Origin of the sequence: Cupriavidus basilensis (genome assembly GCF_000832305.1) — a bacterium.
Taxonomy (GTDB): domain Bacteria; phylum Pseudomonadota; class Gammaproteobacteria; order Burkholderiales; family Burkholderiaceae; genus Cupriavidus; species Cupriavidus basilensis_F.
This window is the reverse complement of sequence record NZ_CP010536.1, coordinates 3,310,851-3,333,215: the sequence shown is the minus strand read 5'-3', so window position 1 is coordinate 3,333,215 and position 22,365 is coordinate 3,310,851. Positions and strand designations below refer to the sequence as shown.

Below are 22,365 nucleotides of genomic sequence, written 5' to 3'. Positions count from 1 at the left end.
CAGGTGGCGGCCTTGCATGGCGTATCGCGGTGCTAACGCACCAGCGGGTCGCGGAACCCCGTGTCGACGGTGTCGGACGGGGTCTTGCGGGCATCCTGGACGGAGCTTTTCTGAAAAGTCTCGTAGGCCCAGTAGCCGGCCGCGGCCAGCGCGCCGAACTTGGACAGCTTCCAGCCCCAGCGCAGCACCGGGGTCTTGCGCAGCAGCGGCAGCGCCAGGGACACGGCTGAGCTGAGCATCGGGTAGTCCTTGGCGAGTCCGAGCAGCTTGAGCCAGGAGGCGGGCCGGGTCATGCGCGGCAGCCAGGTGCTGAAGCGGCCAAGGCGGGTCGCGCTGCCACGGACGTGATGGAGCGCCTGGGCGCAGTCGTAGCGCTCAAGCGCGGCGCGCGTGATCAGCAGCTCCTTGCGAATGGCAAGGGGCAGGCGCACCTCCCGCGCGAAACGTACGGGGCGTTGGTGCGAGCGAGGCGCTTTGGAGGGGGATGCGGTGCCAGGCGCGTCGTCGGCCGGCTCGCCTGGGGTGTGTGGTGTGCTCATCGGCGCAGGATCTCCCGGTCTTTATCGATCTCGGCCAGCGTCGCTTCGAACAGGGGCGGGGCATTGCGCGCCAGATGGCGGGCAACCGCGAGGCAGATTGCGCAGGCGGCCAGGTACAACGCAACCAGCACGCCCAGGGCCTGCCAGCGGTAGGTGTCCCAGAACACGATGGCGATCAAGACGGTCAGTGTCACCATGGCCAAGCCAAAGAACACCAGGCCGAAACAGGCCAGCAAGGCCATCCTCATCAGCCGGGAGCGTTCTTCCGCGAGTTCGACACTGGCAAGTTCAAGGCGAGTCTGCACCATTGCCACCAGTGATCCTGCCAGGCTGCGCAGGGCATCCATAAACTTGGGGGAAGAGGTGGGATCGCTCATTCAATTCCGGCGAAGGCGTGCAGCGGCGAAGCGCCGCACCTGCTGCAGACGGGGAACCCCGCCAGCGGTGCGCGACCGCTGGCGGGGCGTTGCCTGGCACTGCGCCGCGACATGCGTTGGCCCAGGTGCAAGGCGTTCGGGTTCATGCGCGAGGCCTGCGGCCGGGCGAATTACTTGCGGTTCAGCAATAGGCCGATCAGCAGGCCGACGCCGGCGGCAACGCCGACTGCGCGCCACGGATGGTCATGGACGTAATCGTCGGTGGCACGTGCGGCCGCCTTGCTCTTGGTGACCACGGCGTCCTGAAGGTCTTGGGCCTTTTCCTTGGCTTGTTTCAGCAGGCCCATGCCGCGCTCACGCAGTTCGGCAGCTTTCTCGCCTGTGGTCGAGGCCGCTTGCTTAAGCAGTTCTTCGGCATCGGACAAAACGGTCTTGACATCGCTCATCAGTTTCTCCTGTTTGCGGGCGGTGGTTTCGGATTGTGACATTTTGCCTTCCCCGCACGTTGTCGGGCAGCTTCTCGCCCTCTTTACTAGCATATGCGGGGAACCGCCGTGGTTTCAACACCACGAGTCCGACACAGCGTGCAGGACTGTGACGCAGGACAAAGGTCTTAACAAAGGTCTTAATACAAAAAGGTGATTTTGTAGTGACTTTATATTCGTTTGGGTTGGATCGCAATCGCACTAGAGTGGTTCAACCCTATTTTGCCTCTTGAGGAGACCCGCATGGCTCTACGTCTCGGTGACATCGCGCCGGATTTCGAACAGGATTCCAGTGAAGGCCCGATTCGCTTTCATCAATGGCTGGGCGACAGTTGGGGCGTGCTTTTCTCGCACCCGGCCGATTTCACACCGGTCTGCACGACCGAACTCGGCCTGACGGCGAAGCTGAAGGGTGATTTTGCCAAGCGCAATGTCAAAGTCATCGCACTGTCGGTCGATCCTGTCGAGTCCCATCGAGAGTGGATCAAGGATATCAACGAGACCCAGGGTACCACGGTCAATTTCCCCATCATCGCCGATGGCGACCGCGAGGTTTCCGAGCTGTACGACATGATTCACCCCAATGCGAACGCGACCTTCACGGTGCGATCGCTGTTTGTGATCGACCCGGACAAGAAGGTGCGGCTGACCATCACCTACCCGGCCAGCACCGGGCGCAACTTCAATGAGATCCTGCGGGTGATCGATTCGCTGCAGCTCACCGACAGCCATAGCGTTGCCACGCCGGGCAACTGGCAGGACGGCGAGGATGTGGTGATTGTGCCCTCGCTGAAGGACGAGGACGTGATAAAGCAGAAATTTCCGAAGGGATACAAGGCCGTGCGGCCTTACCTGCGGCTCACGCCGCAACCCAACAAGTAAGCAAGCGGCCGGCCAGGGCGCGTAGCGCCGGGCCGGCGCACCGGTGTTGTACAACGATGGGCTCGCCCGTCGTCTCTCCTTGGTCGTGTGCTTGGCCCGGCTTCGCAGCCGGGCCTTTTTATTTCTTGCGAGAGAGCGGGCGGGCCCGGGCGGCGTGCTTTAGAAGAACGCCTGGATGCCGGTCTGGGCGCGGCCCAGAATCAGCGCGTGGATGTCATGGGTGCCTTCGTAAGTGTTGACCACTTCGAGGTTGACCACGTGACGGATCACGCCGAACTCGTCCGAGATGCCGTTGCCGCCGAGCATGTCGCGCGCCACGCGGGCGATGTCCAGCGACTTGCCGCAGGAATTGCGCTTCATGATCGAGGTGATTTCCACCGCAGCGGTGCCTTCGTCCTTCATGCGGCCCAGGCGCAGGCAGCCTTGCAGGCCCAGCGTGATCTCGGTCTGCATGTCGGCCAGCTTCTTCTGCACCAGCTGGTTGGCGGCCAGCGGGCGGCCGAACTGCTTGCGGTCCAGCGTGTACTGGCGCGCGGTGTGCCAGCAGAACTCGGCGGCGCCCAGGGCGCCCCAGGCGATGCCATAGCGGGCCGAGTTCAGGCAGGTGAAGGGACCCTTCAGGCCGGACACGCCCGGCATCAGGTTCTCTTCCGGCACGAACACCTGGTCCATGACGATTTCGCCGGTGATCGAGGTGCGCAGGCCAACCTTGCCGTGGATGGCAGGTGCCGACAGGCCCTTCCAGCCCTTTTCGAGGATAAAGCCGCGGATCGCTTCCTTGCCGTCGTCGCCGACCAGCTTGCCCCACACCACGAAGACGTCGGCGATGGGCGAGTTGGTGATCCACATCTTGGCCCCGGACAGCTCATAGCCGCCTGCCACCTTCTTGGCGCGCGTGATCATGGAGCCCGGGTCGGAACCGTGGTTCGGCTCGGTCAGGCCGAAGCAGCCGATCCACTCGCCGGTTGCCAGCTTAGGCAGGTATTTCTGCTTCTGCGCTTCGCTGCCGAATTCGTGGATGGGCACCATCACCAGCGACGACTGCACGCTCATCATCGAGCGATAGCCCGAATCCACCCGCTCCACTTCGCGCGCGATCAGGCCGTAGGCCACGTAGTTCAGGCCGGGGCCGCCGTATTCCTCGGGAATGGTGGGGCCGAGCAGGCCCAGCTCGCCCATCTCGCGGAAGATCTCGATGTCGGTCTTCTCATTGCGGAACGATTGCAGTACGCGCGGGGCGAGCTTGTCCTGGCAATAGGCCAGGGCGGCGTCGCGCACCATGCGCTCGTCGGCGCTCAGCTGGTCGTCCAGCAACAGCGGGTCAGCCCAGTGGAATTCGGCGTTGGCAGCCATGTAGGTCTCCTTCGGTAGTGCAGGTCTAGTGCAGATCGGAATGGGCGGCCTCGCGAGCCAACCCTGAATTCAGGAAGTATCGGCGCATTCCGCGGTCCGCCGTGGTGCTTTTGCGGTTCCGCATTGCGGAACTGTGTTCCGATGATGTAGTATATCGCAATGCGCGATCCATGCAATAGGGCGCGCTGCCTCCATCCATTCCGCGGAGATCACTTTTGGCCACTGAATCGCAAGCCACGCCTGCGGCGGATGCCGCCAGCGCCACACCGCGCGAGAGCGATCCCAATTTTGTTGCCGCGCTGGCGCGCGGCCTTGAGCTGCTGCGTTGCTTTCGCACTGGCGAGTCGATGCTGGGCAACCAGGATTTCGTGCGCCGCACGGGCTTTCCCAAAGCCACAGTGAGCCGGCTGGCCGGCACACTGGTGCAACTGGGCTACCTGCGCTACGACGATAGCCTGGGCAAGTACGCACTCGATGCCGGCGTGCTGGCGCTAGGCTATTCCTACCTGTCCGCGTCCAATGTGGTGACGCTGGCGCGCCCGCACATGCTGGCGTTCGCGCAGGCTTACGGCGTGTCGGTCTCGCTGGGCAAGCGCGAGCGCATGGAGGTGATCTATCTTGAATCGATCCGCAACGATGCAGGCGTGATGCTGGGGCTGGGCGTGGGGTCGCGGCTCTCGCTGGTATCGAGTTCCATGGGCCGGGCTTACCTGGCGGCCTTGCCGGCGGCCAAGCGCGAACGGGTGCTGGCGGAGTTTGCCCTGGCCTATCCCGAACAGTGGAAAACCCAGGAGGCGGCCATGCGCGCCACGGTGGAGCAGGCGTCGACCCTGGGCTATGCGGCGTCGTTCCGCGACTGGCACCCGGCCATCCACGCATGCGCGGTGGCATTCCGTCCGGTGGGGGAGAAGGAGCTGCACATGCTGAGTTGCAGTGCGTCCTATGGCTCGGTCGAGGAAGCGGTGTTTCACGACAAGCTGGCGCCGGCCTTGCGCGCGCTGGCGGCGCGGCTGTCGGACCCGGCGCTCTGAAGCGAGGCGGCACCGGCCCTGGCCGGTGCCGCGATGCCAATACTGCCTGCTTCTGCCCCGTTTACAGATCCGTGCGCAGCTTCCACAACTCCGGGAACAGCACCACGTCGAGCATCTTGCGCAGGTAGCTGACGCCTTCGGTGCCGCCGGTGCCGCGCTTGAAGCCGATCACGCGTTCCACGGTGGTGACATGGCGGAAGCGCCACTGCCGGAAAGCATCTTCCAGGTCGACGAACTTCTCGCCTAGTTCATACAGCTCCCAGTGCGCCTCGGGCTTGCGATAGACCTCCAGCCATGCCGCTTCCACCGAGGCGTTCTCGCCGGCCGGCCTGGTCCAGTCCCGCTCGATGCAGGCCGCATCGATGGCAAAGCCGCGCCGCGCCATCAGGCGGATCGCTTCGTCATACAGCGACGGCGTGCGCAGGGCTTCTTCCAGCAGCGCCAGGTGCTGCGGCTGGTGCGCATGCGGGCGCAGCATGGCCGCGTTCTTGTTGCCGAGGATGAACTCGATCTCGCGGTACTGGAATGACTGGAAACCAGACGACATCCCCAGGTAAGGGCGCATCGCCGAGTACTCCGGCGGCGTCATCGTGGCTAGCACGTTCCACGCCTGCACCAGTTGCTCCATGATGCGCGAGACTCGCGTGAGCATCTTGAACGCGGGTGGCAGCTGGTCCTGGCGCACGCATTCGCGCGCGGCGCGCAGCTCGTGCAGCGCCAGCTTCATCCACAGCTCGCTGGTCTGGTGCTGCACGATGAACAGCATCTCGTTGTGCTCGGGCGAGAGCGGATGCTGGGCGTTGAGAATCTGGTCCAGCGCCAGGTAATCGCCGTAGCTCATGTCCTTGGCGAAATCCATCTGGGCGTCATGCCAGCTGGCATCGCTGGTCTCTGTGGCGCCTGCGCCCGACATCGGGCATCCCTTGTGGTTGCTCATGGCGTGCTCCTGCTCAGGTCACCAGGCCGCGCGTCTGGTGACGCTCTGCCTTGTAAGTGCCGCTGTCGAGCACGTCGCGCAGGATTTCCACTGCGTCCCAGACTTCGGTGAAGCTGGTGTACAGCGGCGTGAAGCCAAAGCGCGCGATGCGTGGCTCGCGGTAGTCGCCGATCACGCCGCGCTCGATCAGGGCCTGCACCACGGCAAAGCCGTCCGGATGGGCAAAGCTCACATGGCTGCCGCGGCGCGCATGGGCGCGCGGGGTCACCAGTTCGAGCGGGTGCGCGGCGCAGCGTGTTTCCACCAGCGCGATAAAGAGGTCGGTCAGCATCAGCGACTTGGCGCGCAGCACTGCCATGTCGGTCTGGGCATAGATATCGAGCCCGCATTCGACCATGGCCAGCGAGGCAATGGGCTGGGTGCCGCACAGGAAGCGCGCTACGCCTTCGCGCGGGCGGTAGCCGGGTTCCATCGCGAACGGCGCGGCATGGCCCCACCAGCCGGACAGCGGTTGCCAGAAAGCATCGCGCAGCGACGGCGCGACCCACAGGAAGGCGGGCGAGCCGGGGCCACCGTTGAGGTACTTGTAAGTGCAGCCGACCGCGTAGTCCGCACCGGAAGCCTTGAGCGCCACGGGCACGGCGCCGGCCGAGTGGGCCAGGTCCCACACCGTGAGCGCGCCGCGGGCATGCGCCATCTCGGTCACGCTGGCCATGTCGAGCATTTCGCCGGTCTTGTAGTTGACATGGGTCAGCATCAGCACGGCGGTGTCGGCGTCCACCGCCGCATCGATCTCCTCGGGCGCATTCACCAGGCGCAGCGAATAGCCTTGCTGCAGCAGGTCGGCCAGCCCCTGCGCGATGTAGAGGTCGGTGGGGAAGTTGCTGGCTTCCGATACGATCACCTTGCGCTTCGGGTCGCGGGTCTGCTGCACGCGCAGCGCGGCCGCCAGCACCTTGAACAGGTTGGAGGAGGTGGTGTCGGTCACCACGACTTCGTCCTCGCCGGCGCCGATCAGCGGTGCCAGCATATTGCCCAGGCGCTGGGGCAGTTCGAACCAGCCGGCTGTGTTCCAGCTGCGGATCAGGCCCGTACCCCATTCCTCGCTCACCACTTCGGCGGCGCGTGCCGCGGCGCTGCGCGGGCGCGCGCCCAGCGAGTTGCCATCGAGGTAGATCACGCCTTGCGGGAGCGCGAACTGGTCGCGCAGGCGGCGCAGCGGATCTTCTTGGTCGAGGGCGAGGCATTGCTCGCGAGTCATTGCGGTCATGTGTGAGAGGTTTCCTGGGGGGAGGTTGGGTTCGGGTCGTTCAGTGCGATCGTTCAGGCCAGGCTGCGCAGCACGGCGCGCACCGGGCTTGCATCGAGTCCGGCAAAGCGCAGGGGCAGGGCAATCAGTTCGTAGTCGGCCTCGGCCACGGCGTCGAGCACCAGGCCTTCGAGGATGGCCAGGCGATGCCGGCGCACCATGTTGTGCGCGGCCATGGTCTTGGATTCCTGCGGGTCCAGCGAGGGCGTGTCGATGCCGACCAGCATCACGCCGTGCTCTGCGAGCAACGCGATGGTTTCCGGCGCGACCGCGCAGAAGTCCGGGTCCCACTTTGCCAGCGGCGCTTGCTGGTAAGTGCGCAGCAGCACACGCGGCGGTGCGCCTGCCAGCGCATGCCCGATGTGGCGGGGCTCGACCAGCGGGGCCACGCCGATGCAATGGATCACCCGGCACGGGCCGAGGTAGTGCGCCAGGTCCACCTCGCCGATGGGCGCGCCGTCGGCGGCGTAGTGCAGCGGCGCATCGGCGTGGGCGCCGGTGTGGGGCGACAAGGTGATGCGCCCGACATTGACGGGGCAGTGGGCGTCGATCTGCCAGTTGCGCTCGAGCTGGAACGGCGTGTCGCCCGGCCACACCGGCGTGTCGGGCGAGAGCGCGGGACTGATGTCCCAGAGCTGGCGCGGCCTATCGTTGGTATCGGGGGTGGGGCGGTTCGTCATCGGGGGCTGACGCCTGGGAGCGGCGTTCCAAGGCTCTTCATGGAGCGGATGACGGCATGATAGTCAATATTACGGACAAGAGGCTTGCGAAATGGCCAGTGGATTCCAGTGGTTTTCGCATAGAATTTCATTTATGAAGAGAATCATGGAAGAATCTGCGAAATGAACCTGGATCCCATCGATTTGCGCATCCTGACCTGCCTCCAGGAGAACGGGCGCATCAGCAACCAGGACCTGGCCGACCGCGTGGCGCTGTCGCCTTCGGCCTGCCTGCGGCGGGTGCGCTTGCTGGAGGAGGATGGTGTGATCGGCGGCTACCGGGCGTGGTTCGACGCCGAGCGGCTCGGCCTGGAACTGGAGGCGATCGTGCAGGTGTCGATGCGTCCCGAAACCGAGGGCTGGCACGATACCTTCAACGCGGCGGTGCAATCCTGGCCTGAAGTGGTGTCGGCCTACATCATCACCGGCGACAGCAATTACATCCTGACTGTGCAGGCGCGCAACCTCAAGCACTACTCGGATTTCATCGTGAACCGGCTCTACCGCACGCCGGGCGTGATGGATATCCGCTCGAACATCGTGCTGCAAAGGATCAAGACGGATGGCTCGCCGCTGGCGGTCGTCAAGGGCGAGCCGCGGCCCTGAGGGCTACCGGCGCTCAGCGCGGCGCGTGCAGCGCGATCAGGCGGCGCAAGGTGTCCTTGAGCTGGTTGCCCTGCGCGACGCCAAAGTCATCCAGCACTTGTTGCTCGTGCGCGGCGGCCTGGTCGAGCAGGGCGCGGGCGCGGGCGCGCCCGCGCGCGGTGATCGATACCAGCGCATGGCGGCGGTCCAGGGCACCGTTGCGCCGCGTGACGAGGCCGTCGGCGGCCATGCGGTCGATCAGCTTGGTCAGGGTGGGCTGCTTGGTGAGCGTGATATCGGCCAGCGCGCCGATGGTGCAGTCTGGCCGGTCGGCCAGCGTGGCCAGCACGCGCCATTCGGGCACGGAGAGCCCGGCTGCCTCGACCTGCCGGTGGAACTCGCCCGACACAAGGTGGCTGGCCCGCGCCAGCAGATAAGGCAGGTAGCCATCGACAAAAGCGTCTGGGGCCGCCGGGGCCGGCTTGGGCGAATCCTTCATGTGCTGCGCCCGGACTTCAGTCCGTCAGCGGATCGGTGGTGGCAAAGCGGCCGTCGTGGAACACCAGCGGGTTGCCCGCGTTGTCGTGCACGCCGCAGCGCTCCACCTCGCCCACGAAGATGACGTGGTCGCCCTCGTCGTAGCGGCTGCGGTTATGGCATTCGAACCAGGCCAGCGCGTTGGCCAGGATCGGCAGGCCGTTCTCGGACAGGCGGTAGTCGACACCCGCGAAGCGGTCGCCCTTGAGCGTGGCGAAGCGCTGGCACAGGTCCAGTTGCGAGGCCGACAGCACATTGATGATGTAGTGCGAGCCGTCGCGGAACATCGGCAGGCTGTTGGCGCGCGTGGCCATGCTCCATAGCACCAGCGGCGGATCGAGCGAGACCGAGTTGAACGAGCTGGCGGTAATGCCCACGAACGGCGCGCCCGGCGGCGAGCCAAGGCCCGCGCGGGTAGTGATCACCGTTACGCCGGTGGCGAACTGGGACAGCGTGCGCCGGAAATGCAGCGTATCGAAATCGGGAGAAGCGGCCTTGCCGATGATGCTTGGCGTGGCCTCAGGCATGCCCATAGTGCGGGCTCCACTGGGATCCATGAAATTTCATATATTATTTGCGCCAGCGACAAGAATCACAAGCACAAAGCTAATGCGTCCGGCGGGAGGCATCGGTGGGCTGGCGCACCAAAGCCATTCCCCCGGGACCCTGCCAGGATCGCAGCAGATCGCACCAGGAGGAGACCTATGCTCATCGAGCAAATCGAGCACCGCTGGCTGGCGGCTTTTCGACGCACCCTTGAACTGTGCGCCCTGTCCGCCCAGGAAGTGGTTGGGATTGTAACGGAGTCCCAATCCCGACGCGTCAATGTGGAGTTGGCGGAACTGGCGGTGCAATCGCTGGGCGCCACGCCCGTGCGCATCCGGGTGCCGTCCCCGGCACTTTCCGCGCCCGCGCCAGTGCGTTCCACCGGCGCCAGCGATGCCTTGCAGCAACTCGCCCCGGTGGTGGCCGCCTTGCAGCGCTGCCACCTGGTAATCGATTGCACCGTGGAGGGCCTGCTGCATGCGCCCGAACTCCCGCAGATCCTCAAAGGCGCCGACGGCATCGTGCCGCGCCTGCTGATGGTCAGCAACGAACATCCCGAGATCCTGGAGCGCTGCCTGCCCGATCCAACGCTGGAGAGCAGCGTGCGAGCGGCCATGAAACGGTTGCGGGGCGCAGGCGAGATGCGCGTGCATTCGGCCGCCGGCACCGAGTTGCGCGTCGGGCTTGCAAGCGCGCGCGTCGGCGGCGTCTGGGGCTACTGCAACAAGCCGGGCCAGGTCGCGCACTGGCCGGGCGGCCTGTGCCTGGCCTTTCCCGCCGGCGGGCAGGTCAACGGCACGCTGGTGCTCGCACCGGGCGACGTCAACCTGACCTTCAAGACCTACCTGCGCGACACCATCGTCTGCCATATCGAGGATGACTACATGGTCGGCATCGAAGGGCAGGGCATGGACGCCGACATGATGCGCGGCTACTACGCGGCGTGGGCCGACCGCGAAGGCACGCGCGACGCCTACGCGGTTTCGCACGTGGGCTGGGGTTTGAACCCTCAGGCCCGCTGGGATGCGATGACGTTCTACGACAAGCGCGACTGCAATGGCACGGAGCTGCGCGCCTTTGCCGGCAACTTCCTCTACTCCACCGGCGCCAACGAGGTTGCCGGGCGCCACACGCTGGGCCACTTCGACCTGCCGCTGCGCAACTGCACGATCACGCTCGACGGCGTGGGCGAGGTGGACGAGGGCCGGCTCGTCGGTCCGGCCACGCCCGAAGCGGCCCATTCAAACAACAAGGCAAGCGCATGAACGAGAACGTGAATCCTGGCACGACCCAACCCCAACCCCAGACACATGCCAATGGCATCTCCACCATCGCGCAGGGCGCCGGCCCCGTGTCCGTCGTGATGTTGCATGGCATCGGCGGCGGCAAGGCCGCGTGGCCGGCGCAGATCGCTGCACTGGTGCAAGCGGGCTATCGCGCGGTGGCATGGGACATGCCTGGCTACGGCGACAGCGCCATGATCGATCCCTGTGATTTCGCCGGGCTGGCGCAAGCCTTGCAGCCGCTGCTGAAGGCCGAGCGCGATGCGGGCCGGCGCGTGGTGCTGCTAGGCCACAGCATGGGCGGCATGGTCGCGCAGGAAGCTTACGCAGCCATGCCCGGACTGATCGACGGCATGGTGCTGTCCGGAACGTCGCCGGCATTCGGCAAGGCCGATGGCCAGTGGCAACGCGATTTCGTGGCCGCGCGCACGGCGCCGCTCGACGCCGGCAAGACCATGGCGGAGATGGCCAACGGGCTGGTGCGCGCCATGGTCGCGCCGCAGGCCGAGCCTCGCGCGGTGGCGTTCGCCGCCAGCGTGATGGCGGCCGTGCCGCCCGACACCTATCGCGCCGCCCTGCAGGCGCTGGTGCGCTTTGACCGGCGCGAAGTGCTGGCGCGCATCACCGTGCCGGTGCTGGTGCTGGCCGGCGAGCACGACGCCAATGCCGCGCCCGCCGTGATGGAGCGCATGGCGCAGAAGATCACCGGCGCCGAGTACCTGTGCCTGCCCGCGGTGGGCCACCTGGCTTGCATGGAATGCCCGGCGGATTTCAATGCCGCCGTGCTCGGCTTCCTGGGGCGGCATTTCCCGCTGCACTGAATCCACAAGAACATCGCGGCATCGCCACGCGCGTGGCCGATGCCCGGGAGACACGATCATGCCACTGGACTTCATCCCCGCTGTCGGCAGTGCCGATTTCACCGAGGCGCAGGAGCGCCTGCTGACGCTCGCCAACCGGCTCGGCCGCGAGCGCTTTGCCCCGCGCGCGGCGCAGTGGGACCGCGAGGCCAGCTTCCCCTTTGCCAACTATGACGATTTGCGCGAGGCCGGCCTGCTGGCCTTGTGCGTGCCGCGCGAGTTCGGGGGAGAGGGCGCGGACTTCGCCACGTATTGCATGGTGGGCGCGGAGATCGGCCGCTTCTGCGGCGCCACCGCGCTGACCTACAACATGCACATCTGCTCCACCATGTGGACCGGCATGCTGGCCGACGGCATCGCCATGACGCCCGAGCAGCGCGCCGAGCACGAGGCCCGGCGCGAGTTGCACTTTGCGCGCGTGGTGAAGGACGGCGCAATCTACGCTCAGCCCTTCTCGGAGGGCTCGGCCGCCGCCGCCGGGCACGCGCCCTTCGGCACCAGCGCGCGCAAGGTCGAAGGCGGCTGGGTGCTCAATGGCCGCAAGATCTTTGCATCGCTGTCGGGCGCCGCGGACTACTACGGCATCCTCTGCACGGAGGAGTGCGCGGACCATTCGCCCGATATGCGCGACACGCTCTACATCGCGGTGCCGGGCAAGGCCGAAGGCCTCACCGTGACCGGCGAGTGGGACCCGATGGGCATGCGCGGCACCGTGTCGCGCACGCTGCTGCTCAAGGACGTGTTCGTCGCCGACCAGGAGCAGCTGATGCCGCGTGGCGTCTATTACAAGGCGGCGCAGACCTGGCCAGCCATGTTCTTCACGCTCTCGCCGACCTATCTCGGCGTGGCGCAGGCCGCATACGACTTCACCGTGCAGTACCTGCGCGGCGAAGTGCCGGGCCAGCCGCCGGTGAAGCGCCGCATGTATCCCACCAAGCAGATCGCGGTGGCGCAGATGCGCATCCAGCTGGAGAACATGCGCTCGATCTTCTGGCGCGTGATTCATGAAGCCTGCGCCAGCCCGGGGAAGGATGCGCGCATGCGGCTGTACGCCGCGCACTACAGCGTGATGGAAGGCGCCAACGATATCGCCCGGCTGGCGATCCGCACCTGCGGCGGCCAGTCCATGCTAAAGGACCTGCCGCTGGAGCGGCTCTATCGCGATTCGCGCTGCGGCGCGCTGATGCTGCCCTGGACCGCCGAGCTGATCCTGGACCGCATGGGGCGCGAGACCCTGTACGAGTCGGGCGAGCGCGACGAATGAGCGAGCGCGCCAACCGGCTGTTCGCTGGCACGCCGGAGCCGGGGGCGCTGCTGCGCACGCTGCATGCGCATGTCAGCGCCGCGCCCCTGCGCCCAGCGCTGCATAGCCTTGGCTATACCATCGACTACGGCAAGCTGTGGCGCCGCGTGGAACGCGTCTGCGCGCACCTGGCCGGCACCTGGGGCGTGCAGCCGGGCGATCGCGTGGGCACGCTGTGCCTGAACCACGATCTGCAGCTCGCCATCCTGTTCGCGTGCGCAAGGCTCGGGGCCATCTTCGTGCCGCTGAACTTCCGGCTGGCCGTGCCGGAGCTGAGCGCCATCGCCGCGCATGCGGGCATCCGCGTGCTGTTCCACGATGCGCCGCACGCGCAGGCTGCGGCGGCGGTGGCTGCCGCCCTGCCGGAGCCTGCCGCGCGGGCGCCGATCGATAGCCTGATCGACCGGCCGGCGCCGCTGGACACCCCCCTGCCGAGGCCATCGCAGCCGCCCGGCGAGGCGCCGCTGCTGCTGGTCTACACCTCCGGCTCCACTGGCCATCCCAAGGGCGCGCTGCACACGCAGGCCGGCTTGCTGGCCAACGCGCGCGCGAGCTGGTGGGCGCACGGCATGACGCGGGACGACCATGTCTTGTCCGTGCTGCCGCTGTTCCATGTGGGCGGCTTGTGCATCCAGACGCTGCCGGCATTGCTGGCCGGGGCGCAGGTGACGTTGCACCAGCGTTTCGCGCCGGATGCCTGGCTCGATGCGTGCGCGCAGGCGCAGCCCACGCTGTCGCTGATGGTGCCAGCCACGCTGCGCGCGGTGCTGGAACATCCCGGCTGGCCAGGCGCGGACCTCTCTTCGCTGCGCGGCGTGATGGCTGGCTCCTCGCCGATTCCCCGCGCGTATATCGATGCCTTCCATGCGCGCGGCGTCGCGCTCGGGCAGGTCTACGGCGCTACCGAGACCGGTCCCGTATCGGTCGTGCTGCGGCTGGACCAGGCCAAGGCCCGGCCCGGCTATGCCGGCTGGCCCCAGCCGGAGGTGCAGGTGCGGCTAGCCGATGCGCAAGGCATTGCGGTCGCCGACGGCGACGTGGGCGAACTCTGGCTCGCGGGCGCCAACCTGATGCAGGGTTACTGGCGGCAGCCGGAGCATCCGGATTTCCGCGAGGGCTGGTTTCGCTCGGGTGACCTTGCGCATCGCAATGCCGATGGTTGCATCGAGGTGGTCGGCCGCAGCAAGGACATGATCATCTCGGGCGGGGAGAACATCTATCCGGCCGAGATCGAGAACGCGCTGCTGGGCCTGCCCGGCGTGCTGGATTGCGCGGTGGTGGGGCTGCCGGACGCGCGCTGGGGCGAGGTGCCGGTTGCAGTCGTGGTGGCAGCCGCCGGCGCGGACCGCGCCGCGCTGGCGCCAGAGGCGCTGCGTGAAACGCTGGCGCTGTCGATTGCGCGGTTCAAGCTGCCGCAGCGGGTGGTGCTGGTGGACAGCCTGCCCAGGAGCGCGCTTGGCAAGGTGCTCAAGCCCCAGTTGCGGGCGATGGTGGCGGCGTCGTTGCGCTAGCGTCCGGCTGGCCTTGTAGAACCCCGGCCAGGAACGCCACGAACGCGCCCACCTTCCGTTGCAGGTGCCGGTGGCTGGCATAGAGCGTATAGATGCTCCGGCCGGCCAGCGCATGCTCCGGCAGCACCCTGACCGGCTCGCTGCCCGGCAACTGCATCACGGTCCATACCTATTTGCTGGCGCAGCAGGGCGCACCGATCATCGAGCTGGTGAACCTGGATGCCTTGTCGCGCGAGCGCGTCTACCAGTTCGCTCTTATCGGCGCCTCATTGAAGTTTCGCGGGGCGGCGCCGCGCCGATCTGGCCGGTCGCTTTGCCGAACCGTTAGGCGCGGCGTTCATTGCACATTGCAGTCTGCGGCGGCGTGACGGGTGGCGAACGAGTATGCTACCTATTGTCATGAGCCGGAGAGATCAAGATGGACAACGAGCATGAGATTGCCACGCTGGGCGGCGGTTGCTTCTGGTGCCTGGAAGCGGTGTACCAGCAAGTCAAGGGCGTACGGGCCGTGGAGTCGGGCTATACCGGCGGCCACGTAAGCCATCCGACTTACGAGCAGGTGTGCGGCGGCGACACCGGGCACGCCGAAGTGGTGCGCGTGACCTTCGATCCCACGGTGATCAAGTTCCGCGAGATCCTGGAGATCTTCTTTGCCATCCACGATCCCACCACCCTCAACCGGCAAGGCAACGATGTCGGCACGCAGTACCGCTCGGTGATCTTCACCAACACGGAGCCGCAGCGCGCCATGGCCGAGTATGTGATGCGGGAAGTGACGGAGCAAAAGCTCTACGATGCGCCGCTGGTGACGCAGGTCGAGCCCACGCAACCGTACTGGCGCGCGGAGGAAGGCCACCAGAATTACTTCCAGAACCACCCGAACCAGGGCTATTGCTCGTTTGTGATTTCACCCAAGCTGGCCAAGTTCCGGCAGAAGTTCGCGCATTACCTGAATCGCTGATGCGCCGGGCCTGCGCTCAGCTTGCTTCCAGGCGCTCGGCAATGGCCTCGGCCAGCCGCACGCAAGTCAATGGCGCCGAGCCTTCGGCCTTGTTGCTGACGATCACATAGGCGGGCTGGCCCGCGCGCAGTGTGCGCACCACCTGCTCGGCGATCACCGCGCGGGTATGCGGGTCTTCGTCGATCAGCCGGTCAAATGGCGCGTAGCGGGACTCGGCTTGCTCGTAGGCAAAGCCCGCATGCAACATCCACCGCAGCACCAGCGGTCCTGGTGCGCCCTCGTCCATGAGTGCTTGTGCCGGCAGTTGCCGTTCGGCCGGCGGCATGCGCTCGCGCGCGGACAGGCAGAAACGCACGCCGCGTGCGCGCAGCAGCTTGATAAAGCGCGGCGTGAGCAAGGCGGCATCGCGCAACTCTACAGCGTAGCAGGCGTGCGGTGTCGTGGTGGCGTCGAGCGCGGGCAGGGCGCCGAGGAAGGCGTCGAGCCGCGACAGGAAGCCGGCGCTGTCGGTGGCCATCGGGCCTAGCGGGGAAAGCTGGAACAGCAGAGGCCCGCACTTGGCGCCGAGGCCCGTGGTGGCCGGCGCGACGAAATCGCGTGCGGCGATCCCTGCATCAAGGAAGCTGGCGTTAGCCAGCCGGCCGGCGCCCTCGGACGTGCGCAGCCACGGATCGCAAACGCTGGCAGGCGCCTTGACCAGGAAGCGGAAGTGGGCGGGCACCTGGGCAGCATAGGCCAGGTAATCGGCAAGCGGGATCGGCGCGTAGAACCCGCGGTCGATGCCGGCGGCGCGCAGCAAGGGATGCTGCGAGTAGGCGGCCAGGCCTTTGCGCGAGAGCAGGCTGTCGGTGTACTCCCCCTGGTAGACCAGGCCGTTCCAGCCGCCATAGGACCATGACGATGTGCCCAGATGCAGCCCGGCCGGCAGGCGTTCGGCCAGCGCGAGCAGGGCAGGGTCCGGGGGCGGCGCCAGCACACTCTTGCCGCGGGATGGCTTGGCGCCGGCGGCATCGGTCGGGGTGGCCGCGGCAAGTGGTGCGGCATTGCCGGCAGCGGCCACCCCTGGCGGCTCCAGCAGGCCGCCAAACAGGTCTTCAGTCAAGCCGATTTTCAGTCAAGCGATTTGTCGTAGATATAGCGGCGCGACCAGGGCAAGCTCTGCGACGAGAGGCCGGCCTTGTGGCAAACCACCTGGTAGATCGACATCTGGTCGGTATCGAAGGCATGGCCGCAGCCAGCCAGGTAGACACGCCAGATGCGGTATTTCTTCTCGCCCACCATGGCGCGGATGGTATCACCCTGCGCTTCGAAGTTGTCCGCCCAATGCTGCAGCGTGCGCCGGTAGTGGCCGCGCATCAACTCCACATCGGTGGCCTCCAGGCCGCCGCGCTGCAGGGCGTTGAGCACCATGCCGATGTGCGGCAGCTCGCCCTGCGGGAATACGTAGCGGTCCATGAACTCGGAGCCGTCCATGGGCGTGGCGCCGCTGTCGGGGTCGGGCGACGTGATGCCGTGGTTCATGGCGAAGCCATCATCGGCGAGCAACTCCCGCATGCGGCCGAAATAGGCGGGCAGGTTGTCCTTGCCGACGTGCTCGAACATGCCGACGCTGGTGATGCGGTCGAAAGTGCCGGCCGTGTCGCGGTAATCCTGCAAACGGATTTCGATGCGGTCTGACAGGCCTGCCTGCCTGACGCGCTCGGTCGCCAGGTCGAACTGGTTCTGCGACAGCGTGATGCCCACGCAGCGCGCGCCGAACTTCTGCGCCGCGCGGATGACCAGCGCGCCCCAGCCGCAGCCGACGTCGAGCAAGGTCTGTCCGGGCTGCAGCCGGATCTTGGTCAGGATGTGGTCGATCTTCTTGCGCTGGGCGGTGGCAAGGTCTTCATTGCCATGCTCGAAGTAGGCGCAGGAGTACACCATGCCCGGGTCCAGCCAGAGCCGGTAGAACGCGTTGGATACGTCGTAGTGATACTGGATCGAGGCCTTGTCCGCCGCCTTGGTGTGGGCGAAATGCTGGGCTACCCGTGCCAGCGCGCCACCGGCCTGCGCGCTGGCGGCAGCCGAGAAGCGGTAAGCCACGGCGATGATGTCGCTGAGCGTGCCGTCCAGGTCGATCTTTTCCTGGACATAGGCTTCGCCCAGATTGTCGAGGCTGGGCGTGAGCAGCAGGGGCAGGGCACCCACCTCGCGTATGGTCAGGGTCACCGCGGGATGATCGAAGCGGCCGAGCGGATACTCGTTGCCGTTCCATAGCCGCAGCCTCACAGGGAGATTGGCCCGGTCGCGCAGATCGGCGATCCAGTGGTCCAGTTGCTTGTCCAGTGCTTGCTTGAAAAACATGCGGCCTCCCTCCTGATGGTTGCGGCACACTCCTCGAACTACAGCACAGGGCAGGCGGGGCCTGCTCCTGGTGGCCGCTTCCTCACAAAACCGGAAAGCGCCCCTGACTCACTTTACGACAATTCCTAATTTTGTGCAGTGCGCGGCCTTGGCGGCAGGCGGCTCCACGCTCAGGGCGACAGACGCACGATTTGCCAGCTGCCGTCCGGCGCCAGGCGGTAGGCGATCCGGTCGTGCAGGCGCGACGGGCGTCCCTGCCAGTACTCGATGCGGGTCGGCACCAGCCGATACCCGCCCCAATGCGCCGGCCGCGGCGGGTTATCGCCAAACTTGGCGCGAAAATCCGCTTCGCGCTGCTCCAGCACCGTGCGGTCCGCCACCTCGCGGCTCTGCTCCGAGGCCCATGCCCCGAGGCGCGAGCCGAGCGGACGCGTCGCGTAGTAAGCATCGCTCTCGCTATCGGTAACTTTTTCAACGCGTCCTTCCACGCGCACCTGGCGCTCCAGCTGCACCCAGTGGAACAGCAGCGCCGCGCGCGGGTTGGCGGCAAGGTCCAGGCCCTTGCGGCTTTCGTAGTTGGTGAAGAACGTAAAGCCCTGGGTGTCCATGGCCTTAAGCAGCACAATGCGTGCCGAGGGCTGGCCGTCGGCGTCGACGGTGGCCAGCGTCATGGCATTGGGTTCGGGGAGCTTGGCGTGGATGGCTTCATCGAACCAGCGCTGGAACTGGCTGATGGGATCGGGCGCCACGTCGGATTCGGACAGCGATCCGAGTACGTAGGTGCGGCGGAGGTCGGCGAGTTGGGTCATGTCGGATCAGGTATCGAGTCAGCAGGCCGCGCGCGGGGCAAGCATGCACGGCGCCAGCGGCCTGTTTGATTTGAGTATAGCGAAAGCGCAGCGAACCGCATTTGCGCCTGAGCAACTCATGCGCGATGCCGTGGGCGCCTCAGGCCGGCGGCTGGGGCAGCTTGCGGGCCTGGCCGCGCGAGTAATAGCCGGCCACGCCCATCGCCCCTGCCATCGACAGGAAAATCGGCAGCATGCCAAGCGCCGTGCCGACTACGCCAAAGGTCAGCGGCCACACCACCTGGCTGGTATTGAGCACGGCCGAGCGCAATCCCAGGGCCTCGCCGGCGCGCCCGGTGGGCGAGGCCGTGTGCAGGATGTTCATGACGTTGGGCTGGGCGCTGCCGAGCGCCAGGCCCAGCACGAAGGCCAGGCAGCACATCAGCCAGAACTCGGCCGCGAAGGGGTAGAGCAGGTAGGCTACCGCCCCGACCAGCAGCGCGACCCGAATCACCTTCCACTCCGAGAGCCGGCGCGACACCAGCGGCATTGCCACGCGGATGGCGAAGGTGGCAATGGCGAAGGCGCCCAGCACCCAGCCTACCGACGACGGCGAAAGGCCAACCCGGGTGCCCTGGATGGGAATGAGGAAGGCGTGCAGGTCCCACGCCGCCGACAGGACCGCGCTGGCGATAAACACCGCGCGCAACTCCGGGTGGGCAAGCAAGCCCAATGTGGAGTTGCGGGTGCCGTCCACGATGGCGCCGCGCGCAGCGCGCCCGCCGTACGCCGGCAGCCGCCCGCGCATGAAGTACAGGCCGGCCAGCCCTGCGGCCGCCACCGCCACCAGCACAAAGAATGCCGGGCGGTAGCCAGCGCGCTCGATCACATAGCCCATCATCACCGGGCCCAGCGTGCCGGAGAACGAGAATCCCAGCGCCTGGAGCGTGTAGTTGCGCAGCCGCGTGCCATCGGTGGAAATCTGCCCGATCAGCAACTGCATGGCGACCTGCACCAGCATGAAGCCGATGCCGATCAGCGCGCAGGAAAGGTAGAGCGCCGTGATGCCCGGCCACACCGCCGGCAGCAGCGTGCCCGCGACCACCATCAATGACCCCGCGGTCATCGGCTTGCGCGGCCCGATCTCGTCGATGCGCTTGCCGGCATGGATCGCCAGCAGCATCGGCAGCAACGCATAGAGCGACATCAGGATGCCGAGCGTGACGGTCGACGCTTTGAGCGAGAGGGCAAACAGTGAAACCACGACGCGGCTGGCATTGAAGGCTACGTGGTTGCACACCGTTAGTGCGATCAGGCAGCTGATCGGCGGGACGGTGGCATGTAGCGGCGTCATGCAGGGGGCGGGGGCTGGAGGGAAAATCGGGAAAAACAAGTGCGGCCGAAGCCGCACCCTGAGAAGGATGCCAGCCTCGAAATGCATCGGAGCCGGACATCCGCTTCACGCCATGTATTGGAAACGTCGTTGTAAATGGCCGTTTAATTATGCGGCCGAATGTGGGCGATGCACAACGATGCCTTGCGCTGCAACGCACCAAAGTGTTGCGTAATTGCGTCGACGGCGGAAGGGGTGTCGCAAGGTGTCGCAAACAGGTAGCGCCCGGCCTGCAACCGGGCGGCGCACCGCCGGTCAGCCGCCCTGATAGAGCGAATTGCCTGGCGCTGGCCGATCGGGTGCGCCGGGGCGCGACGGTGCAGCGGGCTTGACCGGTGCCGAGGCGGCCGGCGCGGCCTGCACGTCCGGCGAAGGGGCAGGGCCGGCCGGCCGGCTGGTCTTGCCGGTCTTCGGGTCGCGGTAGGCCTGCCCTGGCGGCGGCGCGGTCGGGCGCTTGCGAATCTCCGCGAGCAGCTTGCCGCACTGGCTGTCGGGCGCAGTCGATAGATCGATCAGGGGCAGGACTGCCGTGGCCACCGGCGCGACCAGCGCCAGTGCCACCACGCCGCCGGCGCGCAAGGCCAGCACGCCGATGTCCGGGCTGACCGAGGGCTTCTTCAGCGTGCCGCCCACATAGAGCGGCGAGCGCAGCGAGAAGACGCGCAGTCCCTTGGAATCCGGCCGCACGGTGAGCGCTAGCCGCTCGCTGCCAAGGTCGATGGCACCGCTGGTGTCGATCACGGCGTCCTGGGTGTCGATGACGAAGACGCGCGAGCGCGCCACGCCGTTGGTGAAGCTGAAATCGCTGACGCCGCAATGGATCTGCACCGGCTTGTCACCGAACAGCTTGGAGATCACCACGCTGCCCACGTTCAGGCCCATCGCCTCGAGCAGGAACTTGCTGACCGTGCCGTTTTCCACCAGCAGCTTGGCCTCGCCATTGGACGAGCCCAACAAGGCCGCCACCGAGTTGCCGGTGGCGCTCAGCTTGGCGCTGCCGTTGACCTCACCCACGCTGGCGCGCATCGACTCGAACTTCGGGAACAGTTGCTTGAGCTGGAGGTGGCGCGCTTTCATGTCGATGGTGGCGGCGAGCGGCTCGCGCTTGCCGTTGAGCTGCAGCGACGACATCAGGTTGCCGCCTGCCACGCCAAAGTTCAGCGGGTCCAGCGTCAGCACGCCGTCATCGAGCTTGAGGTGGGTGACGAGGTCGGTGACCGGCAGGTCGGCGGTGCGGATGATGCGCTTGCCGGTGAACTTCACGTCGGCGTCGATGCTGTCCCAGCGCTCGGTGCGGAACGGCGCCACTGGCAGCGCCTTGTCGGCGGGCTGGCGCACTGTGCTGTCGGATGCCGCCTGCCCGGGCTTGGCGTCCGCACCGATCAGCGGGGCCAGGTCCTCGAAACGCAGTTGCTTCGATTCCAGTTCGCCCGACAGCAGGGCGCGTGGCTGGCGCTGCGTGTAGGTGAGCGAGCCGTTCAGGTCGCTGCCACCGACGCGTCCGGAAAACTTGTCGTACCGGTACACGGAAGCACCTTTGCGCAAGGTGGCAACCAGCCGGCCGCGGGTCTCGTAGGGCGGGGTGCTCGGCAGCACGATGCCGGTCAGCGCGTACAGCTTGGCCATATTGTCGCCGGACAGCTGCAGGTGCATGTCGAGCGCGCCCAGGTGGGCGGGGTTGGTCAGCGTGCCCTCCACGACCGCGCGGGTGTTGCCCACCCGCACATCGGCCTGCAGCGGGAAGGGGGCCTGGGTGTCGCGCAGGCTCAGCACGGTGCCGGCCTTGCCGGTGGCGTTGATGGTGGCCTGGTTGTAGCGTCCCGTGGCCTTCCAGCGCAGGCCATAGCGCTGGCTGGCGTTGCCGGCGGCGCCAGCGCCGCCGGGCTGGCCAACCGTGGCGGATTCCGGGGGCGCGATCAGGGCGCCGTCGCGGGTCTTGTCATAGAGGGCGGCGTCGCCGATGGTGTCCAGGCGCGCCTGCAGCTCAATCTTCATTGCCTGGTCGTTCAGCGCCAGGTCGCCACGCGCCAGCGAGATCTCGCCGATGTCGAGCCGCCATGGCGATGGCGCCTTGCTGGTGGGCGTGACGAAGGTCCAGTTGTTGCGCTGGTCGGCCAGCCGCTCCAGCCAGACCGCCGGGCTGTCGACGGTAATGCTGGTGATCGAGATCTGGTGGGAGAGCAGGGGCAGCGGGCGTAGCACGAAGATCAATTCGCGCACGGTGGCAAAGTTGGCCTCCTGTGCCCATTCCGGGTTGCCGACGGTGATGTCCCGGGCAGACAGGCGTGGCCAGGGGACCCAGGTGTGCCAACCGGTCTCGCCTTCGGCGCTGCGCCAGGTCAGGGTGAGGTCCCCATTGACGGCAAAGGGCCGGCCGATGGCCTCGGTGACCTTCTGGTTCAGCCACGGCTTGAGGCGATTCCAGTCGAAGGTCAGAATGATCACGACAAGCGCCGCGATCAGCGCCAGCGGTGTCAGTACACTCCAGAGAACGGCCTTGCGGCGCAGGGGCATGGGATCGGTTTCCTGGTTGGCGCCGGCAGCCGTGCGCGCTCTGCGAGACAATGCGGCGGTCGAACCACTGCTATGGGTATTGTATAGTTGCGCGCCCCGCTCCCCTGTC

At 66.7% G+C, this 22,365-nt stretch carries 23 protein-coding genes; 9 read left to right on the top strand and 14 right to left on the bottom strand.

Translation table 11 applies throughout. From position 1 onward, the window contains the following. Positions 1-32: 32 nt before the first annotated feature. The 3 genes from RR42_RS15420 to RR42_RS15410 form a co-directional block, all read right to left on the bottom strand. Positions 33-539: a DUF3318 domain-containing protein gene (locus tag RR42_RS15420; protein ID WP_043348506.1), complete on the bottom strand. Its 507-nt coding sequence runs from the start codon at positions 537-539 to the stop codon at positions 33-35. Beyond that, complete coding sequence (locus RR42_RS15415; RefSeq protein ID WP_043348504.1) at positions 536-916, bottom strand: phage holin family protein; 381 nt, start codon at positions 914-916, stop codon at positions 536-538. Before RR42_RS15415 ends, RR42_RS15420 begins: the two co-directional genes overlap by 4 nt. A 170-nt stretch (positions 917-1,086) precedes the next feature. Further along, complete coding sequence (locus RR42_RS15410) at positions 1,087-1,404, bottom strand: DUF883 family protein (RefSeq protein WP_324291756.1); 318 nt, start codon at positions 1,402-1,404, stop codon at positions 1,087-1,089. A gap of 240 nt (positions 1,405-1,644) precedes the next feature. Here RR42_RS15410 and RR42_RS15405 point away from each other — a divergent pair, with 240 nt between their 5' ends. Then, entirely contained in the window at positions 1,645-2,283 is a 639-nt protein-coding gene (locus tag RR42_RS15405; RefSeq protein WP_043348499.1) for a peroxiredoxin, read from the top strand. A 159-nt stretch (positions 2,284-2,442) separates the two neighbouring features. Here the strand turns inward: RR42_RS15405 and RR42_RS15400 are convergent, their stop codons facing one another. Continuing rightward, positions 2,443-3,636, bottom strand: a complete 1,194-nt coding sequence (locus tag RR42_RS15400) for an acyl-CoA dehydrogenase (RefSeq protein ID WP_006162948.1) — start codon at positions 3,634-3,636, stop codon at positions 2,443-2,445. A gap of 215 nt (positions 3,637-3,851) precedes the next feature. Here RR42_RS15400 and RR42_RS15395 point away from each other — a divergent pair, with 215 nt between their 5' ends. Further along, on the top strand, positions 3,852-4,667 hold the full coding sequence (locus RR42_RS15395) for an IclR family transcriptional regulator (protein ID WP_043348497.1): 816 nt from the start codon (positions 3,852-3,854) through the stop codon (positions 4,665-4,667). A gap of 61 nt (positions 4,668-4,728) precedes the next feature. On the opposite strand, the gene kynA is transcribed toward RR42_RS15395, so the two are convergent. From kynA to kynB, 3 genes are read right to left on the bottom strand one after another with little or no spacing between them, the layout of a single operon-like run. Further along, positions 4,729-5,604, bottom strand: a complete 876-nt coding sequence (gene kynA, locus RR42_RS15390; RefSeq protein WP_043348493.1) for a tryptophan 2,3-dioxygenase — start codon at positions 5,602-5,604, stop codon at positions 4,729-4,731. 13 nt (positions 5,605-5,617) lie between these two features. Then, positions 5,618-6,874: a kynureninase gene (gene kynU, locus RR42_RS15385; RefSeq protein WP_043348490.1), complete on the bottom strand. Its 1,257-nt coding sequence runs from the start codon at positions 6,872-6,874 to the stop codon at positions 5,618-5,620. Between the two features lie 53 nt (positions 6,875-6,927). Beyond that, positions 6,928-7,593 carry an arylformamidase gene (gene kynB, locus RR42_RS15380; RefSeq protein WP_043348488.1) on the bottom strand — a complete coding sequence of 222 codons (666 nt, stop codon included), beginning with the start codon at positions 7,591-7,593 and terminating at the stop codon, positions 6,928-6,930. A gap of 162 nt (positions 7,594-7,755) precedes the next feature. On the opposite strand from kynB, the gene RR42_RS15375 reads away from it, so the two are divergent. Then, positions 7,756-8,238, top strand: a complete 483-nt coding sequence (locus RR42_RS15375) for an Lrp/AsnC family transcriptional regulator (protein WP_043348484.1) — start codon at positions 7,756-7,758, stop codon at positions 8,236-8,238. A gap of 13 nt (positions 8,239-8,251) precedes the next feature. Here the strand turns inward: RR42_RS15375 and RR42_RS15370 are convergent, their stop codons facing one another. Both RR42_RS15370 and RR42_RS15365 read right to left on the bottom strand, forming a co-directional pair. Continuing rightward, complete coding sequence (locus tag RR42_RS15370; protein WP_043348480.1) at positions 8,252-8,716, bottom strand: MarR family winged helix-turn-helix transcriptional regulator; 465 nt, start codon at positions 8,714-8,716, stop codon at positions 8,252-8,254. Positions 8,717-8,732: 16 nt separating this feature from the next. Beyond that, complete coding sequence (locus tag RR42_RS15365; protein WP_043348476.1) at positions 8,733-9,287, bottom strand: flavin reductase family protein; 555 nt, start codon at positions 9,285-9,287, stop codon at positions 8,733-8,735. A 171-nt stretch (positions 9,288-9,458) separates the two neighbouring features. On the opposite strand from RR42_RS15365, the gene RR42_RS15360 reads away from it, so the two are divergent. From RR42_RS15360 to msrA, 6 genes are all read left to right on the top strand, one after another. Next, positions 9,459-10,565 carry a hypothetical protein gene (locus RR42_RS15360; protein WP_043348473.1) on the top strand — a complete coding sequence of 369 codons (1,107 nt, stop codon included), beginning with the start codon at positions 9,459-9,461 and terminating at the stop codon, positions 10,563-10,565. After that, the gene (locus tag RR42_RS15355; protein WP_052494646.1) at positions 10,562-11,404 is read left to right on the top strand and encodes an alpha/beta fold hydrolase; all 843 of its coding nucleotides are present in this window, start codon (positions 10,562-10,564) and stop codon (positions 11,402-11,404) included. Before RR42_RS15360 ends, RR42_RS15355 begins: the two co-directional genes overlap by 4 nt. A 58-nt stretch (positions 11,405-11,462) precedes the next feature. Then, positions 11,463-12,707 carry an acyl-CoA dehydrogenase family protein gene (locus RR42_RS15350; RefSeq protein ID WP_043348471.1) on the top strand — a complete coding sequence of 415 codons (1,245 nt, stop codon included), beginning with the start codon at positions 11,463-11,465 and terminating at the stop codon, positions 12,705-12,707. Beyond that, on the top strand, positions 12,704-14,257 hold the full coding sequence (locus RR42_RS15345) for a class I adenylate-forming enzyme family protein (RefSeq protein ID WP_043348468.1): 1,554 nt from the start codon (positions 12,704-12,706) through the stop codon (positions 14,255-14,257). Before RR42_RS15350 ends, RR42_RS15345 begins: the two co-directional genes overlap by 4 nt. 92 nt (positions 14,258-14,349) lie before the next feature. Beyond that, a complete protein-coding gene (locus tag RR42_RS15340) occupies positions 14,350-14,625 on the top strand; it encodes a hypothetical protein (RefSeq protein WP_043348464.1) in 276 nt (91 codons plus the stop codon). A 50-nt stretch (positions 14,626-14,675) separates the two neighbouring features. Continuing rightward, positions 14,676-15,218, top strand: a complete 543-nt coding sequence (gene msrA, locus RR42_RS15335; protein ID WP_043348462.1) for a peptide-methionine (S)-S-oxide reductase MsrA — start codon at positions 14,676-14,678, stop codon at positions 15,216-15,218. Positions 15,219-15,234: 16 nt separating this feature from the next. On the opposite strand, the gene RR42_RS15330 is transcribed toward msrA, so the two are convergent. The 5 genes from RR42_RS15330 to RR42_RS15310 form a co-directional block, all read right to left on the bottom strand. Beyond that, the gene (locus tag RR42_RS15330; RefSeq protein ID WP_043348459.1) at positions 15,235-16,320 is read right to left on the bottom strand and encodes a DUF72 domain-containing protein; all 1,086 of its coding nucleotides are present in this window, start codon (positions 16,318-16,320) and stop codon (positions 15,235-15,237) included. An 8-nt stretch (positions 16,321-16,328) separates the two neighbouring features. After that, positions 16,329-17,561 carry an SAM-dependent methyltransferase gene (locus tag RR42_RS15325; RefSeq protein WP_043348456.1) on the bottom strand — a complete coding sequence of 411 codons (1,233 nt, stop codon included), beginning with the start codon at positions 17,559-17,561 and terminating at the stop codon, positions 16,329-16,331. Positions 17,562-17,731: 170 nt separating this feature from the next. After that, positions 17,732-18,370 (bottom strand): pyridoxamine 5'-phosphate oxidase, encoded by a 639-nt coding sequence (gene pdxH / locus RR42_RS15320; RefSeq protein WP_043348454.1) that lies wholly within the window; start codon positions 18,368-18,370, stop codon positions 17,732-17,734. A gap of 139 nt (positions 18,371-18,509) precedes the next feature. Further along, positions 18,510-19,703: an MFS transporter gene (locus RR42_RS15315; protein ID WP_043348451.1), complete on the bottom strand. Its 1,194-nt coding sequence runs from the start codon at positions 19,701-19,703 to the stop codon at positions 18,510-18,512. Positions 19,704-19,997: 294 nt separating this feature from the next. Next, on the bottom strand, positions 19,998-22,256 hold the full coding sequence (locus RR42_RS15310) for an AsmA family protein (protein ID WP_043348448.1): 2,259 nt from the start codon (positions 22,254-22,256) through the stop codon (positions 19,998-20,000). Between the last annotated feature and the right edge of the window lie 109 nt (positions 22,257-22,365).